At 36.8% G+C, this 19,835-nt stretch carries 19 protein-coding genes; 1 reads left to right on the forward strand and 18 read right to left on the reverse strand.

Translation table 11 applies throughout. The features are described from left to right. Window positions 1–67: 67 nt before the first annotated feature. Window positions 68–1,120 carry a histidinol-phosphate transaminase gene (gene hisC / locus C240_RS02755; protein WP_271490670.1) on the forward strand — a complete coding sequence of 351 codons (1,053 nt, stop codon included), beginning with the start codon at window positions 68–70 and terminating at the stop codon, window positions 1,118–1,120. A 49-nt stretch (window positions 1,121–1,169) separates the two neighbouring features. On the opposite strand, the gene C240_RS02760 is transcribed toward hisC, so the two are convergent. From C240_RS02760 to C240_RS02845, 18 genes are all read right to left on the reverse strand, one after another. Next, window positions 1,170–1,739: a hypothetical protein gene (locus C240_RS02760; RefSeq protein ID WP_271490671.1), complete on the reverse strand. Its 570-nt coding sequence runs from the start codon at window positions 1,737–1,739 to the stop codon at window positions 1,170–1,172. 24 nt (window positions 1,740–1,763) lie between these two features. Further along, window positions 1,764–2,654 (reverse strand): LysR family transcriptional regulator, encoded by an 891-nt coding sequence (locus C240_RS02765; protein ID WP_271490672.1) that lies wholly within the window; start codon window positions 2,652–2,654, stop codon window positions 1,764–1,766. A gap of 15 nt (window positions 2,655–2,669) precedes the next feature. Further along, the gene (locus tag C240_RS02770) at window positions 2,670–3,371 is read right to left on the reverse strand and encodes a carbonic anhydrase family protein (protein WP_271490673.1); all 702 of its coding nucleotides are present in this window, start codon (window positions 3,369–3,371) and stop codon (window positions 2,670–2,672) included. Between the two features lie 225 nt (window positions 3,372–3,596). After that, window positions 3,597–4,232: an orotate phosphoribosyltransferase gene (pyrE, locus tag C240_RS02775; protein WP_271490674.1), complete on the reverse strand. Its 636-nt coding sequence runs from the start codon at window positions 4,230–4,232 to the stop codon at window positions 3,597–3,599. Continuing rightward, window positions 4,229–4,948 (reverse strand): orotidine-5'-phosphate decarboxylase, encoded by a 720-nt coding sequence (gene pyrF / locus C240_RS02780; RefSeq protein ID WP_271490675.1) that lies wholly within the window; start codon window positions 4,946–4,948, stop codon window positions 4,229–4,231. The genes pyrE and pyrF overlap by 4 nt, the downstream gene beginning before the upstream one ends. After that, window positions 4,945–5,874: a dihydroorotate dehydrogenase gene (locus C240_RS02785; RefSeq protein ID WP_271490676.1), complete on the reverse strand. Its 930-nt coding sequence runs from the start codon at window positions 5,872–5,874 to the stop codon at window positions 4,945–4,947. The genes pyrF and C240_RS02785 overlap by 4 nt, the downstream gene beginning before the upstream one ends. Continuing rightward, window positions 5,871–6,653: a dihydroorotate dehydrogenase electron transfer subunit gene (locus C240_RS02790; protein WP_271490677.1), complete on the reverse strand. Its 783-nt coding sequence runs from the start codon at window positions 6,651–6,653 to the stop codon at window positions 5,871–5,873. Before C240_RS02790 ends, C240_RS02785 begins: the two co-directional genes overlap by 4 nt. 47 nt (window positions 6,654–6,700) lie before the next feature. Further along, window positions 6,701–9,883 (reverse strand): carbamoyl-phosphate synthase large subunit, encoded by a 3,183-nt coding sequence (gene carB, locus C240_RS02795; protein WP_271490678.1) that lies wholly within the window; start codon window positions 9,881–9,883, stop codon window positions 6,701–6,703. Beyond that, window positions 9,883–10,962, reverse strand: coding sequence for a carbamoyl phosphate synthase small subunit (locus C240_RS02800; RefSeq protein ID WP_271490679.1), 1,080 nt, complete (start codon window positions 10,960–10,962; stop codon window positions 9,883–9,885). The genes carB and C240_RS02800 overlap by 1 nt, the downstream gene beginning before the upstream one ends. 2 nt (window positions 10,963–10,964) lie before the next feature. Beyond that, window positions 10,965–12,248, reverse strand: coding sequence for a dihydroorotase (locus C240_RS02805; RefSeq protein ID WP_271490743.1), 1,284 nt, complete (start codon window positions 12,246–12,248; stop codon window positions 10,965–10,967). Window positions 12,249–12,257: 9 nt separating this feature from the next. Then, window positions 12,258–13,184: an aspartate carbamoyltransferase catalytic subunit gene (locus C240_RS02810; RefSeq protein ID WP_271490680.1), complete on the reverse strand. Its 927-nt coding sequence runs from the start codon at window positions 13,182–13,184 to the stop codon at window positions 12,258–12,260. 13 nt (window positions 13,185–13,197) lie between these two features. Further along, entirely contained in the window at window positions 13,198–14,478 is a 1,281-nt protein-coding gene (locus tag C240_RS02815; protein WP_271490681.1) for a solute carrier family 23 protein, read from the reverse strand. 34 nt (window positions 14,479–14,512) lie between these two features. After that, window positions 14,513–15,070: a bifunctional pyr operon transcriptional regulator/uracil phosphoribosyltransferase PyrR gene (pyrR, locus tag C240_RS02820; protein ID WP_271490682.1), complete on the reverse strand. Its 558-nt coding sequence runs from the start codon at window positions 15,068–15,070 to the stop codon at window positions 14,513–14,515. 468 nt (window positions 15,071–15,538) lie between these two features. Further along, on the reverse strand, window positions 15,539–16,444 hold the full coding sequence (locus tag C240_RS02825; RefSeq protein WP_271490683.1) for an RluA family pseudouridine synthase: 906 nt from the start codon (window positions 16,442–16,444) through the stop codon (window positions 15,539–15,541). Further along, window positions 16,431–16,907, reverse strand: a complete 477-nt coding sequence (gene lspA, locus C240_RS02830) for a signal peptidase II (protein ID WP_271490744.1) — start codon at window positions 16,905–16,907, stop codon at window positions 16,431–16,433. The genes C240_RS02825 and lspA overlap by 14 nt, the downstream gene beginning before the upstream one ends. A gap of 5 nt (window positions 16,908–16,912) precedes the next feature. Then, window positions 16,913–17,614 carry a CBS domain-containing protein gene (locus C240_RS02835; RefSeq protein WP_271490684.1) on the reverse strand — a complete coding sequence of 234 codons (702 nt, stop codon included), beginning with the start codon at window positions 17,612–17,614 and terminating at the stop codon, window positions 16,913–16,915. Continuing rightward, the gene (locus C240_RS02840; RefSeq protein ID WP_271490685.1) at window positions 17,614–17,997 is read right to left on the reverse strand and encodes a hypothetical protein; all 384 of its coding nucleotides are present in this window, start codon (window positions 17,995–17,997) and stop codon (window positions 17,614–17,616) included. Before C240_RS02840 ends, C240_RS02835 begins: the two co-directional genes overlap by 1 nt. 138 nt (window positions 17,998–18,135) lie before the next feature. Beyond that, window positions 18,136–19,806 carry a formate--tetrahydrofolate ligase gene (locus tag C240_RS02845; protein WP_271490686.1) on the reverse strand — a complete coding sequence of 557 codons (1,671 nt, stop codon included), beginning with the start codon at window positions 19,804–19,806 and terminating at the stop codon, window positions 18,136–18,138. Between the last annotated feature and the right edge of the window lie 29 nt (window positions 19,807–19,835).

Below are 19,835 nucleotides of genomic sequence, written 5' to 3' on the forward strand. Positions count from 1 at the left end.
AGATTACACTTGCTAAACTTGTTTCGCTTCTTTATAGTTAAAGGAAAATATAGGAGGTTAGCACTTAATGAAAGGCATTCGAAAGATTTCACCTTATATTCCTGGCGAACAACCATCTGATCCTACTATGATTAAATTAAATACTAATGAAAATCCGTACCCGCCTTCTAAAAATGTTGAACGTGCGCTTAAAGCATTTGAAACCGATCAACTAAAGAGATATAGTTCTGTTGATAATGTTGCTTTAAAACAGGCTTTAGCAGCAAAACATAATCTTACACCAGAAAATTTTCTAATCGGCAATGGTTCCGATGAAGTTTTAGCTTTTTGCTTTTTAGCTTTTTTTAACAGTTCCGACCCTATTTTATTTCCTGATATTACGTATGGTTTTTATAAAGTTTGGGCTGATTTATTTAAGATCCCTTTTAAAGAAATAGTTTTGGGTAAAGATTTTGACATTAATCTGAATGATTACTTACAGTCCAATGGCGGGATTTTATTCGCTAATCCTAATGCGCCCACAGGTATTGTTAAGCCTTTAATTGAAATTAAACAGTTGTTGAAACAAAATCAAGATGTCATCGTGATTGTCGACGAAGCTTATATTGATTTTGGTGGTGAATCAGCTGTCATGTTATTGGCTGAATTTCCTAATCTAATTATTATTCGAACATTTTCAAAATCTAGTTCTTTAGCAGGATTACGTGTGGGTTATGCAATAGGAAACCCTAAATATATCAGGATAGCGGAAAGTATTAAAGCCTCTTTTAATCCCTATTCTGTTGATTCAATAGCTGAGACATTGGCAATCGCTTCTGTTGACGATACAGAGTATTATGAAAGTGTTACACAAAAAATTTGCGCTACTAGAGATTGGTTCTCCGAGCAATTAAAAACATTGGGTTTCCAATTTTTACCATCTAAAACAAATTTTTTATTGGTTTCACATCCAAACTTGGCGATTGAAGAGCTATATAATTATTTAGTTTCACATAACGTTTATGTTCGCTATTTCCCAACGGTCGAGCGATTAAAAAATTATTTACGTATTTCAATTGGGACCCAAGCAGAAATGGAAACAGTCGTTAATTTATTTAAAGAGTTCACGGATTATATTTAAATTTAAAACAGGAACGAAAAGACTTTTACGTCTTTACATTCCTGTTTTATTAATTTGACACATCTTTGATTGAATCAAGTATTTCTTCTAAAAGTTCACCATTTGCATTCTTTTTACTTCTTGTCGTCCAAGCAATTTTTTGTGCAAAATGACCTGCGCTTGATTCAACGATATCATAAACATAATACAAATTAATTCCTTCAGTTTTTGCTGTAATAAAATAGCGAGTTCCATTCCAACCATTTTGATTGATTACTTGTTCAGATTCATCTGTTACGTCTAGCCAGTCATGGAAATCAACAGCATTTTTAAAAGTATTAAAATCCTCATAATCCTCACTTGACTCACTTAAAATCACAGCATACATCGTTTTCCTGCCATTTTCCAAGCTTATATCAGCTTCTTCATTTAAAGCTGCAGGATCAATTTCCCGCCAACCTTCTGACAAAAAAACTGTAAAAGTGCCATTTTCAGTCTCCAGCGTTACTTCTTCATTCCCCATATTTTCTTGATTTAGCGTTTCTGCCAGCTCGTCCATTTTAACATTATTAAACGGAGTGCATCCTGTCATTAGTACACTTAACCCCAACACAACAATACTCTTCCCCAATACTTTCATTTGTTCCTCCATGTAAGTTATTCTCTAAAATAATTGCTTCAATTCTTTGATAAAATATTGACCGATCGGACTGATTGCTTTGTTTTTATGATAAAGTACACAAATTTTATTCGTCGTACTTTCCGCTAGCGGAATTAATCGAATTTCTTTTTTAGTAAATCCGGTAACAACACCTGATCCAGACGCATAAGCATCTGTTTCAACTAATAGATTCATTAATGTCCCACGATCATTTGTATGAATCACGGTTTCTTGTTCTTGATTCTCGATCAGATCTTCTGAAAAATAAGCGAAATTACTACCTTCTTGTGTAAACCGAACTTGAGGATAACAGCATAATTGTTCCAGATGAATCTCTTTTTGTTGAGCTAACGGATGATCTTTTCCAAGAAAAATATGCGTTTTAAAACTCCCAACCACATCATAAGTTAAATTAGCTTGCTCTAAGTATCGCTTAATCCCTGATTGATTCTGGGTATTCAAATATATGACGCCTAATTCACTATGAAAACTTTTTACATCTTCAATGACTTTTAATGTTGTTGTTTCAAACACTCGGAAATTTTTATATTGATCTTTAAATTGCTGAATAACTTTGCCCATGACTTCACCAAGAAAATCATAGTGTTGAGAAGAAATTGAAAAGTGTTCACTAGTTGTTGTTTCCTGATAGCGATTTTCAATTATCTCCATTTGTGTCAAAATTTTTTCTGCATGCTCTAAAAAAGTTAATCCTTCATCTGTCAAAGACGCGCCCTTATTTGTCCGGGTAAAAAGCAAGACACCAATTTCTTCCTCTAGCTCACGAATGCCATTAGATAAACTTGGTTGAGTAATAAAAAGTTTTTTTGCTGCTTCCCGAAAACTACCGTTATTTGCTACAGCCACTACATATTTCATTTGTTGAATATTCATAAGACCGCCTCCAGCTTATTCGGAAAAATAGATTTTACGCCCGTTCATTGCTTGTGTTGGACGATTATTAAAAGGTAACATACCTTCATGAATTCGTTCATAAAAAGCTTGATCCATTTCTTGAACCGTATCAAAAACAAACCAATGTACTGGCCCCTTCGTTGGTGGAGTCGTTAACGAACCTAAATAGTGAAAGTGAGATTTTTTTTCAGGTAAGAAAACACTAGGATCAAACCATTGCTGATGTGTCTCTGTTTTCCAAATAAATGCGCCTTGATTTTCTGAAAACTTATTCTCTTTTTGGGTAAATGTAAACAAACAGCCCACCACTAAGTTTTCCCCTGTATTATTCATATGAACTAAATGAAATTCTACAGGAGTATGCTCACCGTCAAATGTATGTTCACTTGGTGTGTGAAAATGAATATCCGTTAAATAGTATTTTTCTTCATCAAATATCACATAACTTTCCGTATTCGGCGGAACAAAGTGAAATGTATTTTTAAATTCTTTTTCAGTGAATTCTTCTGTTTTATAACAAAAAGTGATTGCTCGACTTTCAGGTTCACTCATTGTTGCTTCCTTTGATAAATTTACAGGTGATTGATACGGATATTTTGCTCCTTGAGAAAACCAGTCACACAATGTGTGCCAATGCTCAGGACCACGATCCCCAGTGTATCCCCATTCTACATCCATATTTCGAATATTTTTCATCAAACCACACCTTCTAATTTTTTCATTTTAAATAAATGTATCCTATTTATAATTTTCAGTCAATTTTAAAAAACCGACTCTTAGCTAGTTAAAATTACAGTTATGAAATAATTAACTAATTTTTAAGAATAGATAAAGTATAGCATATTCTTTATTCGCTAGATAAAAAAAGCATAGTTTTTGATTATTCGTTCAAAAACTACACTTACATCTAAACTATACAAATTATTTATTCAACCAATTTTCAGGATCCTTTTTCCAATTTTGCAATAAAGTAACATCTGATTCTTCGATGTAGTTAGACTCTAATGCTGCTTCTAATAAAGTCGAATAGTTGGTTAAGGTCACTAACTCCCGATTTTTTTCAGCAAATCGAGCTTTTCCTTTTAGTAATTCATAAGTGAAAATTGCAGCTACACCCAGGACATCCGCCCCCTCACGTTCAGCCGCATCAGCAGCTTCCAGAACACTACCGCCAGTAGAAATTAAGTCTTCAATAATGACCATCTTTTGGCCTTTAAAAATTCGACCTTCGATTTGCTTCCCTTTTCCATGATCTTTTGCTTTACCACGAATATACACCATTGGTAAGTTTAATAAATCTGCTACCCACGCTGCATGTGGAATTCCTGCTGTGGCTGTACCTGCGATTACTTGAACGTCAGGGTAAGTTTCTTTAATTTTTTCAGCTAAACCTTTAGCAATATCCGCTCTGACAACAGGATAACTCATCGTAATCCGATTATCACAATATATTGGACTCTTTAGCCCACTTGCCCAAGTAAATGGTTCATTCGGACTTAAAAAAACGGCTTCGATTTGTAATAGATCCTTGGCAATATTTTTCGCTAATTCTGTCATTTACTTGCTCCATTCCATTCATTTTTTATCGTTTGATAAGCTTCGTACGGTAATATTGCTTGCGTGATCGGGCGTCCGACTACAATATAAGTAGAACCAATTGTTCTAGCCTCACTGGGTGTTACAACACGCTTTTGATCGCCAACTTCACTACCACTTGGACGAATTCCCGGAGTTAAACAAACAAATTTTTCGTTTGTTGCTTGATGGATCATTTCTGCTTCATGGGCAGAACAAACTACTCCGTCTAGTCCCGCTTTTTCCGCATTTTTTGCATAATGCAGCACACTTTCGGTCAAAGGAACCTCAATTAATTGGTCCTCGTGCATTTCATTTTCACTTGTCGATGTTAATTGAGTCACTGCAATCAAAACGGGGACTTGCTTATTTGACTCTGTTCCTCTAATCAAACCATTTTTAGCAGCTTCCATCATTTTTAGCCCGCCAGCAGCGTGAACATTAGTAATATCCACACCTAACTTGGCTAATCCAGTCATTGATTTTTCGACTGTGTTTGGAATATCGTGTAATTTTAAATCAAGAAAAACTGAATGTCCTAGGCTTTTTAACCAACGAACAATTTCTGGACCTTCTTGATAAAATAATTCCATTCCGACTTTAACAAATAACGATTCATTTTGGGGAAATTTAGCTAAAAAATCGGCAACTTGATTTTTAGAAGAAAAATCTAAGGCAATAATTGGTCTTTGGCTCATTGATTTTTTTCCTCTCTAACTTCTTTGATTAATTGTTCTAATGATTCGATGCCTAATTCGCCCATTCTTTGTGGTAGCGCATCAATTAGTTTTGGACAAATATAAGGATCAGAAAAATTAGCTGTACCTACTCCAACTGCACTCGCACCTGCCATAAACATTTCTAGTACATCGTCAACGGTCTGTACGCCTCCCATCCCAATGATTGGTAATTGAGAAATTTGAGAGACTTGATGGATTAAACGAATTGCGACAGGTTTAATCGCTGGACCTGATAAACCACCTGTCTGATTAGCTAAAATCGGGCGACGTGTTTTCAGATCAATTCGCATCCCTAACAACGTATTAATCATAGTAAATCCGTCTGCTCCGCCTGCTTCAATTGCTTGGGCGATAGGGATGATGTCGGTAACATTTGGTGACAGTTTTACATAGACAGGAACTTTTGAAACTTTTTTTACTTCTTGCGTTAATTGAAAAGCAACATCTGGATCTGTCCCGAAAGCAATTCCGCCATGTTTGACATTTGGACACGAGATATTTAGCTCAATTGCTTTAACGTTTTTAGCTTCACTAATTTTTGCGCACACTTCAACATAATCTTCTTCACAAGCACCTGCAACATTAGCTATAATTGGCAGATCGTATTTTTCCAATGAAGGTAGTTTCGTTTCCATCACAACATCTAAACCTGGATTTTGCAGACCTATCGCATTTAGCATGCCACTTGGTGTTTCAGCAACTCTTGGCGTAGGATTACCAAAACGTGCTTTCGGCGTTGTTGCTTTAACCATAATTGAACCAAGCTTACTTAAATCATAATACTTTGCATATTCTTCACCAAAACCGAAACAACCACTTGCCGGAATAATTGGATTTTTTAAATTTAAACCGGGAATTGAAACAGCTAAAGGATTCTTACTCACAAGACCACCTCACTCGCTCTGAAAATTGGTCCTTCATCACAGACCTTGACACTTTTTGTACCAGTTTCATCATCAGGTACATGGCAAACACAAGCATAACAAGCACCCATTCCACATGCCATTCTTTGTTCAAGCGAAAGAAATACATTCGGATTATCAGAAAATACTTGTGCAATCATTTTTAACATACCGTTTGCTCCGCAAGCGTACACAGCATCTGGCTGTTCTTTTTTTATTGCCTCTAATAATAGATTACCCACATTTCCCTCGACACCAAATGAACCATCATCTGTGGCAAAACGAGTATCACCTAAAGCAATAAATTCGTCTTGAAAATAAGCAACTTCTTTTGATGCATAGCCCAGAAAATGAACGACCTTAATGCCTTTTTGTTTTAATTGTTTAGACAATTCATACATCGGCGGAATTCCAATTCCTCCACCGATAACAAACGCTTTTTCTCCACTATTTAAACAGTCTACATCAAAACCATTGCCTAAAGGTCCCATAACATCCAGTTGCTCTCCAGCGGTCATTTTTGAGAAAACTTGAGTCCCATCACCTTCTGTCCGATAAATAATCGTACAAGTTTGTTGCATGCGATCAATTTGATTAATGCTAATTGGTCTTCTTAATAATAAGTCTTCTCTGGGTACTTTTATATGGATAAACTGCCCGGGTTTTCCCATTTCATTGACTAATTTTCCAGTTAATGTCATTCGGAAAATTCGTGGTGCCAGTTGATGTTGAGAGACAATCGTCATCATTTCCTGTTTCATTTACTTTCTCCTTTGCATCGTTTTGTAGAATAGTACAGAGTGACTTATTAAATTGGTTCTGTAGAAAAAGCACGCGATTCTAATACTTTTAAAATAGCTTCAGCAGTATCTAATGAGGTAAACAGCGGCACTCCATGTTCTACTGCCTCACGTCTAATTAGAAATCCATCTTCATTTAAATCCGAACGATTTTTATCCATCGTATTTATTACTACCTGGGCCTCACCTTTACGAATTAAGTCTAAAACAGTGTCACCGCCTGTATGGTTAAGCTTATGAATCGTTTGAACAACTAAACCATGTTCTTTGAAAAACTTAGCCGTTCCGTCTGTAGCAATTAAACTGTAGCCGATGGCGTTGAACCGACTTGCTAATGCTAACGATTCTTCTTTGGTTTCATCCGCAATCGTGAACAAGACTGCTCCAAAGCTAGGTAAATGTAACCCAGAAGCTTCAAAAGCTTTATATAAGGCCTTTTCTAAGCTATAGTCTGAGCCCATAACTTCTCCAGTCGACTTCATTTCCGGACCTAGGTACGTGTCGACTTTTTGTAGTTTTGTAAATGAGAAGACTGGTGCTTTTACATGAACTTGTTTACTTTCAGGATATAAACCAGATTCAAAGCCTAACTCACTTAATGTTTCTCCTAAAATAGCTTTGGTGGCAACTTGGGCCATTGGGATTCCAGTAATTTTACTTAAGAATGGTACTGTTCTACTTGCTCTAGGATTCACTTCGATCACATAAACTTTCTCCTCATGAATGACAAACTGAATATTCATCATCCCGATACAATTTAAACCGAGGGCCAATTTTTTTGTATACTCAGCAATCGTTTGCTGAATTTCTTTTGATAAAGTTTGTGGCGGATAAACTGCCATCGAATCACCTGAGTGAACACCTGCCCGCTCAATATGTTCCATTATTCCGGGAATCAAAACTGTCTCACCATCACAAATGGCATCAACTTCACATTCTTTTCCTAGTAAATAACTGTCGACTAAAACAGGGTGCTCAGGAGAAGCTTTCACTGCATTTCGCATATAATCTTCTAAATCTTTTTGATTCTCAACAATTTCCATTGCTCGTCCGCCAAGTACATAGCTTGGTCTGACCAATACCGGATAACCAATTAGGTTTGCTACTGCTACAGCTTCAACCGTACTAGTCGCTGTTGCTCCAGGTGGTTGAGGAATATCTAATTCTTGTAAGGCTTGTTCAAATAGATCGCGATTTTCTGCACGGTCTAAATCTTCAATAGTTGTTCCTAAAATGTTGACTCCTTGCTTCACTAATGGTTCAGCTAAATTAATGGCTGTTTGTCCGCCAAATTGTACAATTACACCAATTGGCTGCTCTAATTCAATCACATTCATAACATCTTCAAGTGTCAATGGTTCAAAATAAAGTTTATCTGAAATCGAGAAATCAGTTGAAACAGTTTCCGGATTACTATTCATAATAATTGCTTCATAACCAGCTGCTTGAATGGCTTTTACCGAATGAACCGTAGCGTAGTCAAACTCAACACCTTGCCCAATCCTAATTGGACCTGATCCTAAAACTAAGACAGAAGATTTTTCAGAGCGTAGGCTTTCATTTTCTAACTCATAGGTACTATAAAAATACGGTGTTTGAGATTCAAATTCCGCTGCGCAAGTATCAACCATTTTATAAACTGGTAAAATCTTTTGCGCGTGTCGAAAAGCTGTGACGGTTTGTTCATTTTGCTGCCATAGTTCTGCGATTTTCCGATCAGTAAAACCATTTTGCTTCGCTTCTTTTAATGTAGAACTATCATTGATATTCTCTTGTAAGCTTTCTTCTATTTCAAAAATATGCAGAAGTTTGTCTAAGAAGAATAGATCTATTTTCGTTAAACTTGCTAGCTCTTCTATTGCATATCCCCTGCGAATCGCTTCCGATAGGTAAAATAAACGATCATCTTGCGCTTTAACCATTTTTTCAGTTAATTCTTCGTCACTAACTTCTGCTAATTCTTTTAGTTCGTTATGATACGCTCCAATTTCAAGCGAACGTACCGCTTTCAAGAGAGATTCTTCGATATTACGGCCAATCGCCATGACTTCGCCAGTTGCTTTCATTTGAGTTCCTAAACGACGTTCACCTTTTTCGAATTTATCAAATGGCCAACGAGGAATTTTAGCAACTACGTAATCCAGCGCAGGTTCAAATTCAGCATAGGTTGTTTCCGTAACAGGATTTTTCATCTCATCTAAGGTTAAACCAACAGCGATTTTAGCTGCCAATTTAGCAATCGGATAACCAGTTGCTTTACTTGCTAGTGCTGATGAGCGGGAAACTCGTGGATTGACTTCAATCACATAATAATTAAAACTGTGAGGATCTAATGCCAACTGAACATTACAGCCACCCTCGATTTTTAATGCTCGAATAATTTTTAAAGATGCATCTCGCAATAGTTGATATTCGTAATCAGACAACGTTTGACTAGGTGCAAAAACAATTGAATCACCAGTATGAATTCCAACCGGATCAAAATTTTCCATGTTACAAACTACAATGGCATTATCAGCCGAATCCCGCATCACTTCATACTCAATTTCTTTAAAACCAGCAATACTTTTTTCAATCAGACATTGAGTGGCCGGAGATAATTTCAAACCATTTTCTGCAACAATTCGTAATTCAGTTTCATTGTCGCACATGCCGCCGCCTGTTCCACCTAGAGTAAAAGCTGGTCGCACAATGATTGGGTAGCCAATTTTATTAGCAAATTCAACGGCTTGTTCCACGGTGGTAACTATATCGCTTTCAGGAATCGGCTGATCCAATTCTTCCATTAACTGTTTAAATAAGTCACGATCTTCTGCTTGGTCAATGGCACTTAATTTTGTTCCTAGTAACTCAACGTTTAATTCATCTAAAATTCCGGAAGCCGCAAGCTCCATCGCCATATTTAAACCTGTTTGACCGCCTAAAGTTGGTAAAAGTGCATCCGGACGTTCTTTTCTTAAAATCCGCGACACAAATTCTAAGGTAATCGGTTCGATATAAACTTGATCCGCAATTTCCTTATCTGTCATAATTGTAGCTGGATTGGAATTAACTAAGACAACTTCATAACCTTCTTCTTTTAAAGCAAGACAAGCCTGTGTACCTGCATAATCAAATTCGGCAGCTTGACCAATAATGATCGGTCCTGAACCAATAACCATAATTTTTTTGATATCTGTTCTTTTTGGCATTATCTTTGCTCCTTCCATGCATCCATTAATTCCATAAACTCATCAAATAAGTGGAGTCCATCATGAGGTCCTGGCGCCGCATCTGGGTGATACTGAACCGTAAATGCAGGAAAATGGCGATGCTTGACACCTTCAACCGTTTCATCATTGACTTCTACATGCGTTATCATTAATTTTTCAGGATCAATAGTCGATTCGTCTACTGCGAAACCATGATTTTGAGAGGTAAAATCAATTCTTCCAGTCGCAACTTCACGGACAGGATGATTCAAACCGCGATGCCCAAATTTCATTTTATAGGTGTCTGCACCATTCGCTAAAGCAAACAACTGATGGCCTAAACAAATACCGAAAATCGGCACTTTTCCTTGAATTTTTTGAATCATTTCAATTGCTTCGGGTACATCTTTTGGATCACCGGGTCCATTTGTCAACATAACTCCATCTGGTGAAAGTTCTAATATCGTTTCTGCCGTTGTATTATAAGGAAGAACAGTTAAATTACAATGACGCTTGGATAGTTCTCTTAATATGCTGTGTTTCAATCCGAAATCAACTACAACTACATTCTTGCCAATTCCGGGACTTGGATAAGCTTTTGTTGTTGAAACTTGAGCTACTTGATTTTTTGGTAAGACTGTTGCTTTCAATTGATCAAATTCATGAGTTAAATCATCTTCAGCATCAACAATTGCTGCTTTCATTGTTCCAACAGAACGAAGTTTTCTTGTCAATGCCCGCGTATCAATTCCAGAAATTCCGGGAATACCTTTTCTTTTTAAGAATTCATCAAGCGTCATTTGGTTCCGCCAATTTGATGCTAAGCGCGCATGTTCTTTAACAATAACACCTTTGCAGGTTGGGGTAATTGATTCATAATCATCCCGATTGACTCCGTAATTTCCTACCATTGGATACGTAAAAGTAATAATTTGACCGTTAAAACTTTGATCAGTGATCGTTTCTTGATAGCCAGTCATGCTAGTCGTAAAAACAATTTCTCCAACGACATCAGGTTCAGCACCAAAGGCTTTTCCTTCAAAAATAGTCCCATCTTCAAGTAACAATAATCGTTTCAAGTCTATGCATCCCCTTTAGACCATGCTAATGTTCCATCAACAAAAGTCATTAATGTATTTCCTTTAACTTTCCAACCTACAAATGGTGTATTAATTGCCATTGACTCAAAATCTTTATCATCAATTTTTTCTTCTGTTTTTAGATCAAACACTGCAATATCCGCTGGGCTTCCTATTGTAAGTGTTCCAGCCTCAAGTCCAAAAATTGCTGCTGGCTTGACTGCCATCCAATCAATGACTTGTTCAAGTGTGAATTGACCTGTCTCAACAAAATGTGTATAGATTAATTGGAATGCTGTTTCACTTCCCACGATTCCAAATGGTGCTTTTAAGAATGTTTGTTTCTTTTCTTCTAATCCATGTGGTGCATGATCTGTTGCGATGCAATCAATTGTCCCGTCAATCAATCCTTCAATTAACGCATCTCGGTCAGCATTTCCGCGTAGGGGTGGATTCATTTTCCAAAAACCGTTATCTTCCGGAATATTTTCATCAATAAGAATCAAATGATGTGGTGAAACTTCTGCTGTTACATGGATTCCAGCATGTTTGGCATCACGAATTACCCGAACACTTTCTTTAGTTGACACATGGCAGACATGATAATGTGCACCAGTTTCACCAGCTAAGACAACATCTCTAGCAATTTGAGAAGCTTCCGTTGAGCTTAAAATCCCCGGTAATCCAAGTTTTTTAGAAATTTCACCTTCATGCATTACGCCTCCAAACAGCAGCGATTCATCTTCAGTATGAGCAACTAGCGCCATATCATTTGCGGCTGCCTCTTTCATTGCTAGATACATTGTTCCTGCTGTTTGAACACCAACACCATCGTTTGTAAAAGCAAAGGCGCCAGCTTCTTTTAACGCTTTTTGATCCGTTAAAGTTTCGCTGCGTAATTCTTCTGTAATCGGAGCATACTGTAAAACCTTTACGACTGCATCTTTTTTGATAATATCGTAAATTTCTTTCAATTTTTCAGCAGTATCTGGAACTGGATTTAAGTTAGGCATAGCGCAAACTGTTGTAAAGCCACCTCTTGCAGCTGATTTACTTCCTGATGCGATCGTTTCTTTATACGTAAAACCTGGCTCTCTTAAATGAACATGAACATCTACTAATCCAGGTGTAATCAATTGTCCTTTAGCATCAAAAACTTGATCAAAAGCCTCTTCTTCAAATGATTCACCAATTGCATGAATTTTACCTTTTTCAATCCAAATTGCTGCTGGAATTAATTGATTATCTTTTTTTACGATCTTTCCATTTTTGATAAGTGTTTTCATTTGGTTCACCTATGCCTTTCCTTGTAATACAGCTTCTAAAATTGCCATTCTCATATAAACACCGTTACTCATTTGTTGAATAATTCGTGATTGAATACTCTCTACCAACGAATCTGCTAACTCTACATCACGATTAACCGGAGCAGGATGCATGATAATCGCGTGTTTCTGCATTTTTTTTGCACGTTCAATCGTTAGACCATAACCTTGGTGATACTCTTCTTTAGAAAAAAGTTCAGAACCATCATGACGTTCGTGCTGTACTCGCAACATCATCATTACATCCACTGTTTCAACGACTTCATCCAGTGGCATATAATGTCCATAGGCTTCAAATTGCTTGTCATACCACTCTTCGGGTCCTGAGAAATAGATGGTTGCCCCAAGTCGTTTTAACATTTGCATATTTGATTTTGCCACACGGGAATGGGTAATATCCCCAACGATCGCAACTTTTAAACCTTCGAAGCGGCCAAACTCCTCATAAATAGTCATTAAATCGAGCAAACATTGGGTTGGATGCTGCCCGCTGCCATCTCCACCATTAATAATTGCGCACTGAATTGTTTTACTTTGAATTAGTTCATCATAATAATTCTCTTCACCATGACGAATGACTGCCACATCTACTCCGATTGCCGACATTGTCAGCACCGTATCATAAAGTGTTTCACCTTTTTTTACTGAGCTCATACTTTCTTCAAACTCAATAACTTCAATTCCTAATTTTTTCTCCGCAACATCAAAACTTTTATGTGTGCGGGTACTGTTTTCAAAAAATAGATTCGTCGCAAAATATTGCGGTTTTTCCGGCTGCCATGTTGCTCCTTGTTTAAACTCTTGTGCTCGATGAATCAACCCCATTACTTCTTGATCACTAAGGACTTCAACTGTTAAAAGATGTTTCAAGCTGATACGTTCAGATGTGATAATCATACGTCCATTCCTCCTACTTTTCTTCGCTGCGTGCTGTATCAGGTAAAATTAAGTTCAAAATAATGCCTAAAACTGTCGCTAATGCCATTGATGACAATTCGAATGTGTCTAGTTTGAAAACTAATCCACCGATTCCGATTACTAAAATCACAGAAGCAATCAAAAGATTTTTTTTCTTATCAAAATCAATTTTATTATCAATTAGAATCTTCAACCCACTCGCTGCAATAACACCGAATAAGACAAAACTAATTCCGGAAATAACAGGACCTGGAATACTTAAGATCACTGCACTTAATTTTCCTACAAAGCCTAACCCGACTGCGAAAACTGCTGCTCCGCCAATAACGAACACACTGTGCACACGGGTAATAGCTAAAACTCCAATGTTTTCGCCATAACTTGTCACAGGTGGTCCACCTACTAAGCCGGCGACAATTTGCGCAGCACCGTCACCCATTAATGTTTTAGAAAGTCCGGGATCTTGGAAGAAGTTGCGTTTAGTCAATTTGTTTAATACCATTAAATGTCCAATGTGCTCTGTCATTGTCACAAAGGCAATTGGCGCCATTGTAGTGATTGCATTTAGATAAAGTTTAGGTTGATATTGCACAAATGGTATTTCGAAGTTTGGCATGGCAAACCAAGCCGCTGCTTTAATTGGTTCTACGTCTACAATCCCAAACAGCAATGCTACTAGATATCCGCTAACAATCCCCAAAAGAATCGGTATCAAGCCAAGAAATCCTTTGAAAAACATGTTATAAAAAATGGTTAAACCCAAAGTGATAAGTGCTACTGCAATAAATTTAAAATCATATTCTCCATCGTTAAACATCGCATTATTTGAGGCATTCGCCGCTAAACCTAATCCGATAACCATAACGACTGGTCCAACGACAATCGGCGGTAAAATTTTATCTAACCAAGCCGAACCGATTTTACTAATAATGAACGAAACAATTAGATAAACCAGACCTGTCGTAACAGCACCTTGAGCAATTGCTGGGTAGCCGTCACTTTTCATTAACATCTGCATTGCTGCAATAAACGCAAAACTACTACCTAGATAAGCAGGTATTTTTCCTTTCGTTACAAATAGATAAACAATCGTACCCAAACCTGAACTAACCAAAGCAATTCCCGGATCAATTCCGACCAAAATCGGTACTAAAACGGTTGCGCCAAACATGGTAAATAAATGCTGTAAACTTAAACCAATCCAATGACCTGTTTTCGGTCTATCATGTATATCTAAAACTGCCTCTGTATTGCGAAATTCTTTTTCTGTCATGTCAACCTGTCCAATCTCTTCTATTCTTTAATAGTTATCCTTGCGTACTTGCGATCAAAATACGGTCAGCACCATCTTTTTCTTCTACTTCAACAATAATTTCTTCTGCCATCGATGTTGGAATATTTTTCCCCACATAATCCGCACGAATCGGTAATTCTCTATGTCCTCTGTCTACTAAAACAGCTAATGAAATTTTTCTTGGTCTGCCAAGATCCATTACCGCGTCCATTGCAGCTCGAATGGTTCTGCCAGTAAAGAGTACATCATCGATCAAAATAACTTCTTTACCTTCAATTGATACTGGGATATTAGAAGAATGAAGTTCCGGTTCTTCTAGAGAACGTTCTTTCATTGATTTCCCTTTCTCATCATCGCGGTACAGAGTAATATCTAACTCACCAACTGGCACATCAACTTGTTCCAATTGTTTTAAACGCTCTGCAATTCTTTGAGCAATGTAAATCCCTCTTGTTTTGATCCCTACTAAAACGATATCTTGGATTCCTTTGTTTCTTTCAATGATTTCATACGTAATTCTGGTTAGTGCTCTTTTCATTGTTACAGCATCAACGACTTCTTTTCCTGACATTTTATTTCCTCCTATAATTATAGTTAATGATAAAGAATTTCCTTTAAGAGTTTTGCCTGTTGAGCTTCCTGTTTCAACGTATCAGGCTTGTACGTTTGCTCTTTGTGATAGCTAAGGCTAAATTTATAGTTGGTGATTCAGTATTTCAGTGACTTTGCTCAAGTTGTTCATCATCTATTCTGTCAGCTTTGCTGCCAATCGTAGTACTTCAATTCTAAGAGCCTCAGCTCTTAGAGATTGATGATATCGTAACGAAGTGTAGTGATCCACAACAAAAAACTCCTACCCGTATTTAGGTAGGAGGATTGATTACATATACAAAGATACCATGCATCTCACACAGTCCATTCACTAAGCGCACTTAGTAGGTTCTGCATGTTTCCTTCTTAGCCTCACGGGACTACTCTTAAAGGATTACTTTATTCAATTTTCTTTCTCAAAATAGTGTACCTTTTCTTTTAAAATAAATCAATCATTATTTCTTAAATCGTCTAAAGTTTTTTCAAAAAGCTCTGGTAATGGTGCTTCGAAGGTCATCATCTGACCTGTTGTCGGATGCTTGAATCCTAACATTTCAGCATGTAAAAATTGTCCATTGCCCTTTAATGTTTTTCTTGGTCCGTAAAGTGGATCGCCAGCAACTGGAAATCCGATATATTTCATATGAACACGAATCTGATGTGTACGACCTGTTTCTAATTGAAGTTGAACTAATGTGAAATCATCAAAACGCTCCAACACTTCAAAATGAGTAACGGCTGGTTTGCCACCTTCAATTACGGCTTGCATTTTGCGATCATTTTTTGAACGGCCGATAGGTGCATTGATTTCACCTTTATCATGAGAAATTTCACCATGAACTAAAGCTATATATTTTCTAAGTGATGTTTTATCTTTCAATTGCTCCGCCAAAGCTATATGTGCTTTATCATTTTTAGCAACCATTAATAAACCTGATGTATCTTTATCAATTCGATGAACAATTCCAGGTCTGATTACACCATTAATTGAAGATAAATCCTTAATATGATACAACAATGCATTTACTAGCGTACCACTTGAGTGTCCGGCCGATGGATGCACGACCATTCCTTGAGGTTTATTAACAACTAGAACATCATCGTCTTCATAAACAATATCTAGAGGGATATTTTCCGGTAAAACATCTAAAACTTCAGGTTCAGGAATCGTTATCTGAATTTCATCATGCTCTTTGACTTTATAGTTTGAACGTGTGACTTCGCCGTTAACTGTGACGTTTCTATCTTTTAACCATTGTTGGACTTGAGAACGTGAATGATCTTTTAACAGTTCACTTAAGACTTTGTCAATTCGCCCTTTTTCTTGCTTTATTTCTAGCTTAATTTGCTCCATTTTTTCCGTCCTTCGCTGCTTTTTCGTCTAAAATTAAATAAATAAATATACATGCAACACCGATAACTAAAGCAGTATCAGCAACATTAAAAATTGGAAAGTTGATAAAATCTGTTTGGAACATGTCGACAACATAGCCAAAGCGCAGGCGATCAATAAAATTCCCCAGTGCACCAGCTAAAACTAAACTCAATCCAATCGTAAACCACTTATTACCATGAACATTTTTAACTAACATATACAAGATAACAACAACTACTACTACTGTAATAATGTAAAAGAACCACATTTTCCCTTCAAGTAAGCTCCAAGCGGCACCTGTATTACGAATATTCGTAAATGATAAAAAGCCTGGGATAAAATCTTTTGTTTCTCCTAAATCAATATTTGTGACAGTTAAATATTTGACCCATTGATCCAATCCAACTACCAAAGCACTAATAATTAAATAAATGATTAACAACTGCGTCATTCCTTCTCTAAATTATTGTATAAATCTCTCGGCCGAATAATCCCCACTAAATTCCCATTAGGGTTGCCGTCCTTTGTTATTAATATCGCTTCTAATCTAACTTGATTTCTAAACATTCTTTCGACTTGATAAACGGTTGTTTCACCGCTAACAAATTGATAATTACTTTGTTTGTAGTTGGTTTCAAGTAGTTCTGATGCTGTTCGCCCTTCTAAATGAATATCTCCTTTAGAACTTTCAATTGCCAGCCAGATTCCCAAACCACGGACCGTAATTAGCCCCTTAAATTTTCCGTTATCATAAATAGGAAATTGAGAATATTGTTTACGTGCTACAATGTTTAAAATATCTTTTACCGAAATATCAATGTCAAAACCTGTTACTTTTTTAGCAAAACGCGGCAAGACTTTTTCTGGACTAATCAGTGCTCCTTCTATTTCAGATAAACGCTTGACTGCCCATTCATTGGGTTCCGCGATTACAAAATCTGCTGAAATTCGTTCGTGAACAATTGCATTTCTTAACTGAGCCATTTGTATTAAGTCATCTTGAAATGAATAGATTTGGCTGTCTTTTTTTCGACTTAAGCGACGAACCATTTCACTAAATCCCATATTCGTAGGATTATTTAATTGTTCTTTTAACCATTTTTCAATCCGATTAAAACTATTAAGAAACTCCTCAGCTCTTACTCCCATTATGTTTTCTCCTTAATCAGATAAGCTTTGCTTAGCATCGAAACTAAAAAAACTGCATAAATAATTAGAAGAAACAAAATCCCTACAATTGATAAACGTAAAATCGGAATTAAAAACATACCAATAAAAAGTATAACATAAATCCATATCAGCATCGGATTCATTGTAATTTCCAAATCAATTTGCTGTCCCTTGTCACTTACGGAAATAGGCGGACTTTTCAAAAGAAAAAAATTGACTTGAAGTATACAGCTTGCTTCATCTGTTTCAACTTGCTTTGTTTCATTTTGGCTTAAATAGAACCATTTTTTGTTATCTTTTTTAATCTCGATCGGACTGCCCATTCCATAAAAACCCGTATTCCGTGTACATCGAATTTGCATGTTTCCCCCTCCTCGAGCTTTATAATAAAGTATATAACAAAAATGAATAGACTGGAAGAAAGAAGTTGTTATCGAACAAAGAAAAAGAACAAAAATCTCCAGCTAAGAAGACTTTTGTCCTTATTTATTGATTGTGCTCTAAAATAATCCTATCGCATTACCGTCTTTATCAACATCCATATTCAATGCAGCAGGTTTTTTGGGTAATCCTGGCATTGTCATAACATCTCCTGTAAGAGCGACAATAAAACCTGCACCAATTTTCGGAACTAATTCACGAATAGTCACCGTAAAATCGTCTGGACGACCTAATTGTTGTGGGTCATCAGAAAGAGAATACTGGGTTTTAGCCATACAAACTGGTAAGCGATCCCAGCCATATTTTTCAAATGTTGCTAATTGTGTTTTAGCTTTTTTTGAAAATATGACATCTTTTCCACCATAAATTTTTGTTACAATAGTCTTGATTTTTTCTTCCAAATCCATTCCCACTTGATAAATTGTTCGGAAATCGGCACTTTGTTCTTCTATAACTTGGCTCACTCGTTTAGCTAATGATTCGCCGCCTTCTGCACCTTTTTCCCAAACGCTAGTCAACTCGACTGGAACTTGAATTGATTCACATAATTCACGTAAAGCTGTAATTTCGGCTTGCGTGTCGCTCACAAACTCATTGATTGCAACGACTACAGGTAAGCCGTAGCTTTTCATGTTTTCAATATGTTTTTGAAGGTTAGCAAATCCTTTAACTAATGCTGAAATATTCTCAGTGTTCAATTCTGTTTTATCTAGACCGCCATGCATTTTTAATGCGCGAATTGTAGCCACAATAACAACTGCATCAGGTGCTTTTTTCAAGTTCGGTACTTTGATATCTAAAAATTTTTCTCCGCCTAAATCTGCACCAAAGCCAGCCTCTGTTACAACAAAATCACCTAATTTCAAAGCCGTTTTTGTCGCTAAAATACTATTACAACCATGAGCAATATTCGCAAACGGACCGCCGTGAACAAAGGCTGCAGTTCCATATATAGTCTGAACTAAATTCGGCTTAATCGCTTCTTTTAAGAGTAAAGTCAAAGCACCTTCTACACCTAAATCACTAACGGTTACCGGCTCACGTTCAAATGTATAGGCAACTACTATATTTCCCAAACGGAATTTCAAATCTTCCAGATCAGAGGCTAGACATAATATTGCCATAATTTCACTTGCAACGGTAATATCAAAACCATCTTCCCGGGGTACACCTTGAATAGGTCCACCTAATCCGACAACAATTTGGCGCAACTCACGATCATTTAAATCGACTACACGCTTCCAAATTATACGTCTGGCATCTATTCCTAATTCGTTTCCTTGTTGAATGTGATTGTCTAATAGTGCTGACAACGCATTGTTTGCAGTTGTAATAGCATGCATATCTCCTGTAAAATGCAGGTTAATATCTTCCATTGGCAATACTTGAGCGTAGCCGCCGCCAGTTGCACCACCTTTAATCCCCATTACAGGCCCTAACGAAGGTTCACGCAATGCGATGACTGTTTTTTTGCCAATTCGGTTTAGAGCATCCCCTAATCCGATAGTCACTGTTGATTTCCCTTCCCCTGCTGGAGTTGGGTTAATCGAAGTTACTAGAATTAATTTTCCTTCTTCTTTTTTTTCTAGATTTTGAATAGTAGAAAAATTGATTTTAGCCTTGTATTTCCCAAATAGCTCTAGATCATTTTCTGATAATCCAATTGATTCCGCCACATTTTTTATTGGCAAAATATCAACATTTTGTGCAATTTCAATATCTGATTTCATTAATACCCTCTTTTCCCGAACTTTTTTCA

The organism is Enterococcus sp. 5H (assembly GCF_028128615.1).
GTDB lineage: Bacteria > Bacillota > Bacilli > Lactobacillales > Enterococcaceae > Enterococcus_L.

What these genes read in the sequence shown, in the direction of transcription:
- pyrF (WP_271490675.1), bottom strand. Translation starts at nt 4,948, where the DNA reads ATGAGCCAAAGACCAATTATTGCCTTAGATTTTTCTTCTAAAAATCAA.
- C240_RS02845 (WP_271490686.1), bottom strand. Translation starts at nt 19,806, where the DNA reads ATGAAATCAGATATTGAAATTGCACAAAATGTTGATATTTTGCCAATA.
- C240_RS02835 (WP_271490684.1), bottom strand. Translation starts at nt 17,614, where the DNA reads ATGGGAGTAAGAGCTGAGGAGTTTCTTAATAGTTTTAATCGGATTGAA.
- C240_RS02815 (WP_271490681.1), bottom strand. Translation starts at nt 14,478, where the DNA reads ATGACAGAAAAAGAATTTCGCAATACAGAGGCAGTTTTAGATATACAT.
- C240_RS02760 (WP_271490671.1), bottom strand. Translation starts at nt 1,739, where the DNA reads ATGAAAGTATTGGGGAAGAGTATTGTTGTGTTGGGGTTAAGTGTACTA.
- C240_RS02765 (WP_271490672.1), bottom strand. Translation starts at nt 2,654, where the DNA reads ATGAATATTCAACAAATGAAATATGTAGTGGCTGTAGCAAATAACGGT.
- C240_RS02810 (WP_271490680.1), bottom strand. Translation starts at nt 13,184, where the DNA reads ATGATTATCACATCTGAACGTATCAGCTTGAAACATCTTTTAACAGTT.
- carB (WP_271490678.1), bottom strand. Translation starts at nt 9,883, where the DNA reads ATGCCAAAAAGAACAGATATCAAAAAAATTATGGTTATTGGTTCAGGA.
- C240_RS02805 (WP_271490743.1), bottom strand. Translation starts at nt 12,248, where the DNA reads ATGAAAACACTTATCAAAAATGGAAAGATCGTAAAAAAAGATAATCAA.
- pyrE (WP_271490674.1), bottom strand. Translation starts at nt 4,232, where the DNA reads ATGACAGAATTAGCGAAAAATATTGCCAAGGATCTATTACAAATCGAA.
- pyrR (WP_271490682.1), bottom strand. Translation starts at nt 15,070, where the DNA reads ATGTCAGGAAAAGAAGTCGTTGATGCTGTAACAATGAAAAGAGCACTA.
- C240_RS02770 (WP_271490673.1), bottom strand. Translation starts at nt 3,371, where the DNA reads ATGAAAAATATTCGAAATATGGATGTAGAATGGGGATACACTGGGGAT.
- C240_RS02790 (WP_271490677.1), bottom strand. Translation starts at nt 6,653, where the DNA reads ATGAAACAGGAAATGATGACGATTGTCTCTCAACATCAACTGGCACCA.
- C240_RS02825 (WP_271490683.1), bottom strand. Translation starts at nt 16,444, where the DNA reads ATGGAGCAAATTAAGCTAGAAATAAAGCAAGAAAAAGGGCGAATTGAC.
- hisC (WP_271490670.1), top strand. Translation starts at nt 68, where the DNA reads ATGAAAGGCATTCGAAAGATTTCACCTTATATTCCTGGCGAACAACCA.
- C240_RS02840 (WP_271490685.1), bottom strand. Translation starts at nt 17,997, where the DNA reads ATGCAAATTCGATGTACACGGAATACGGGTTTTTATGGAATGGGCAGT.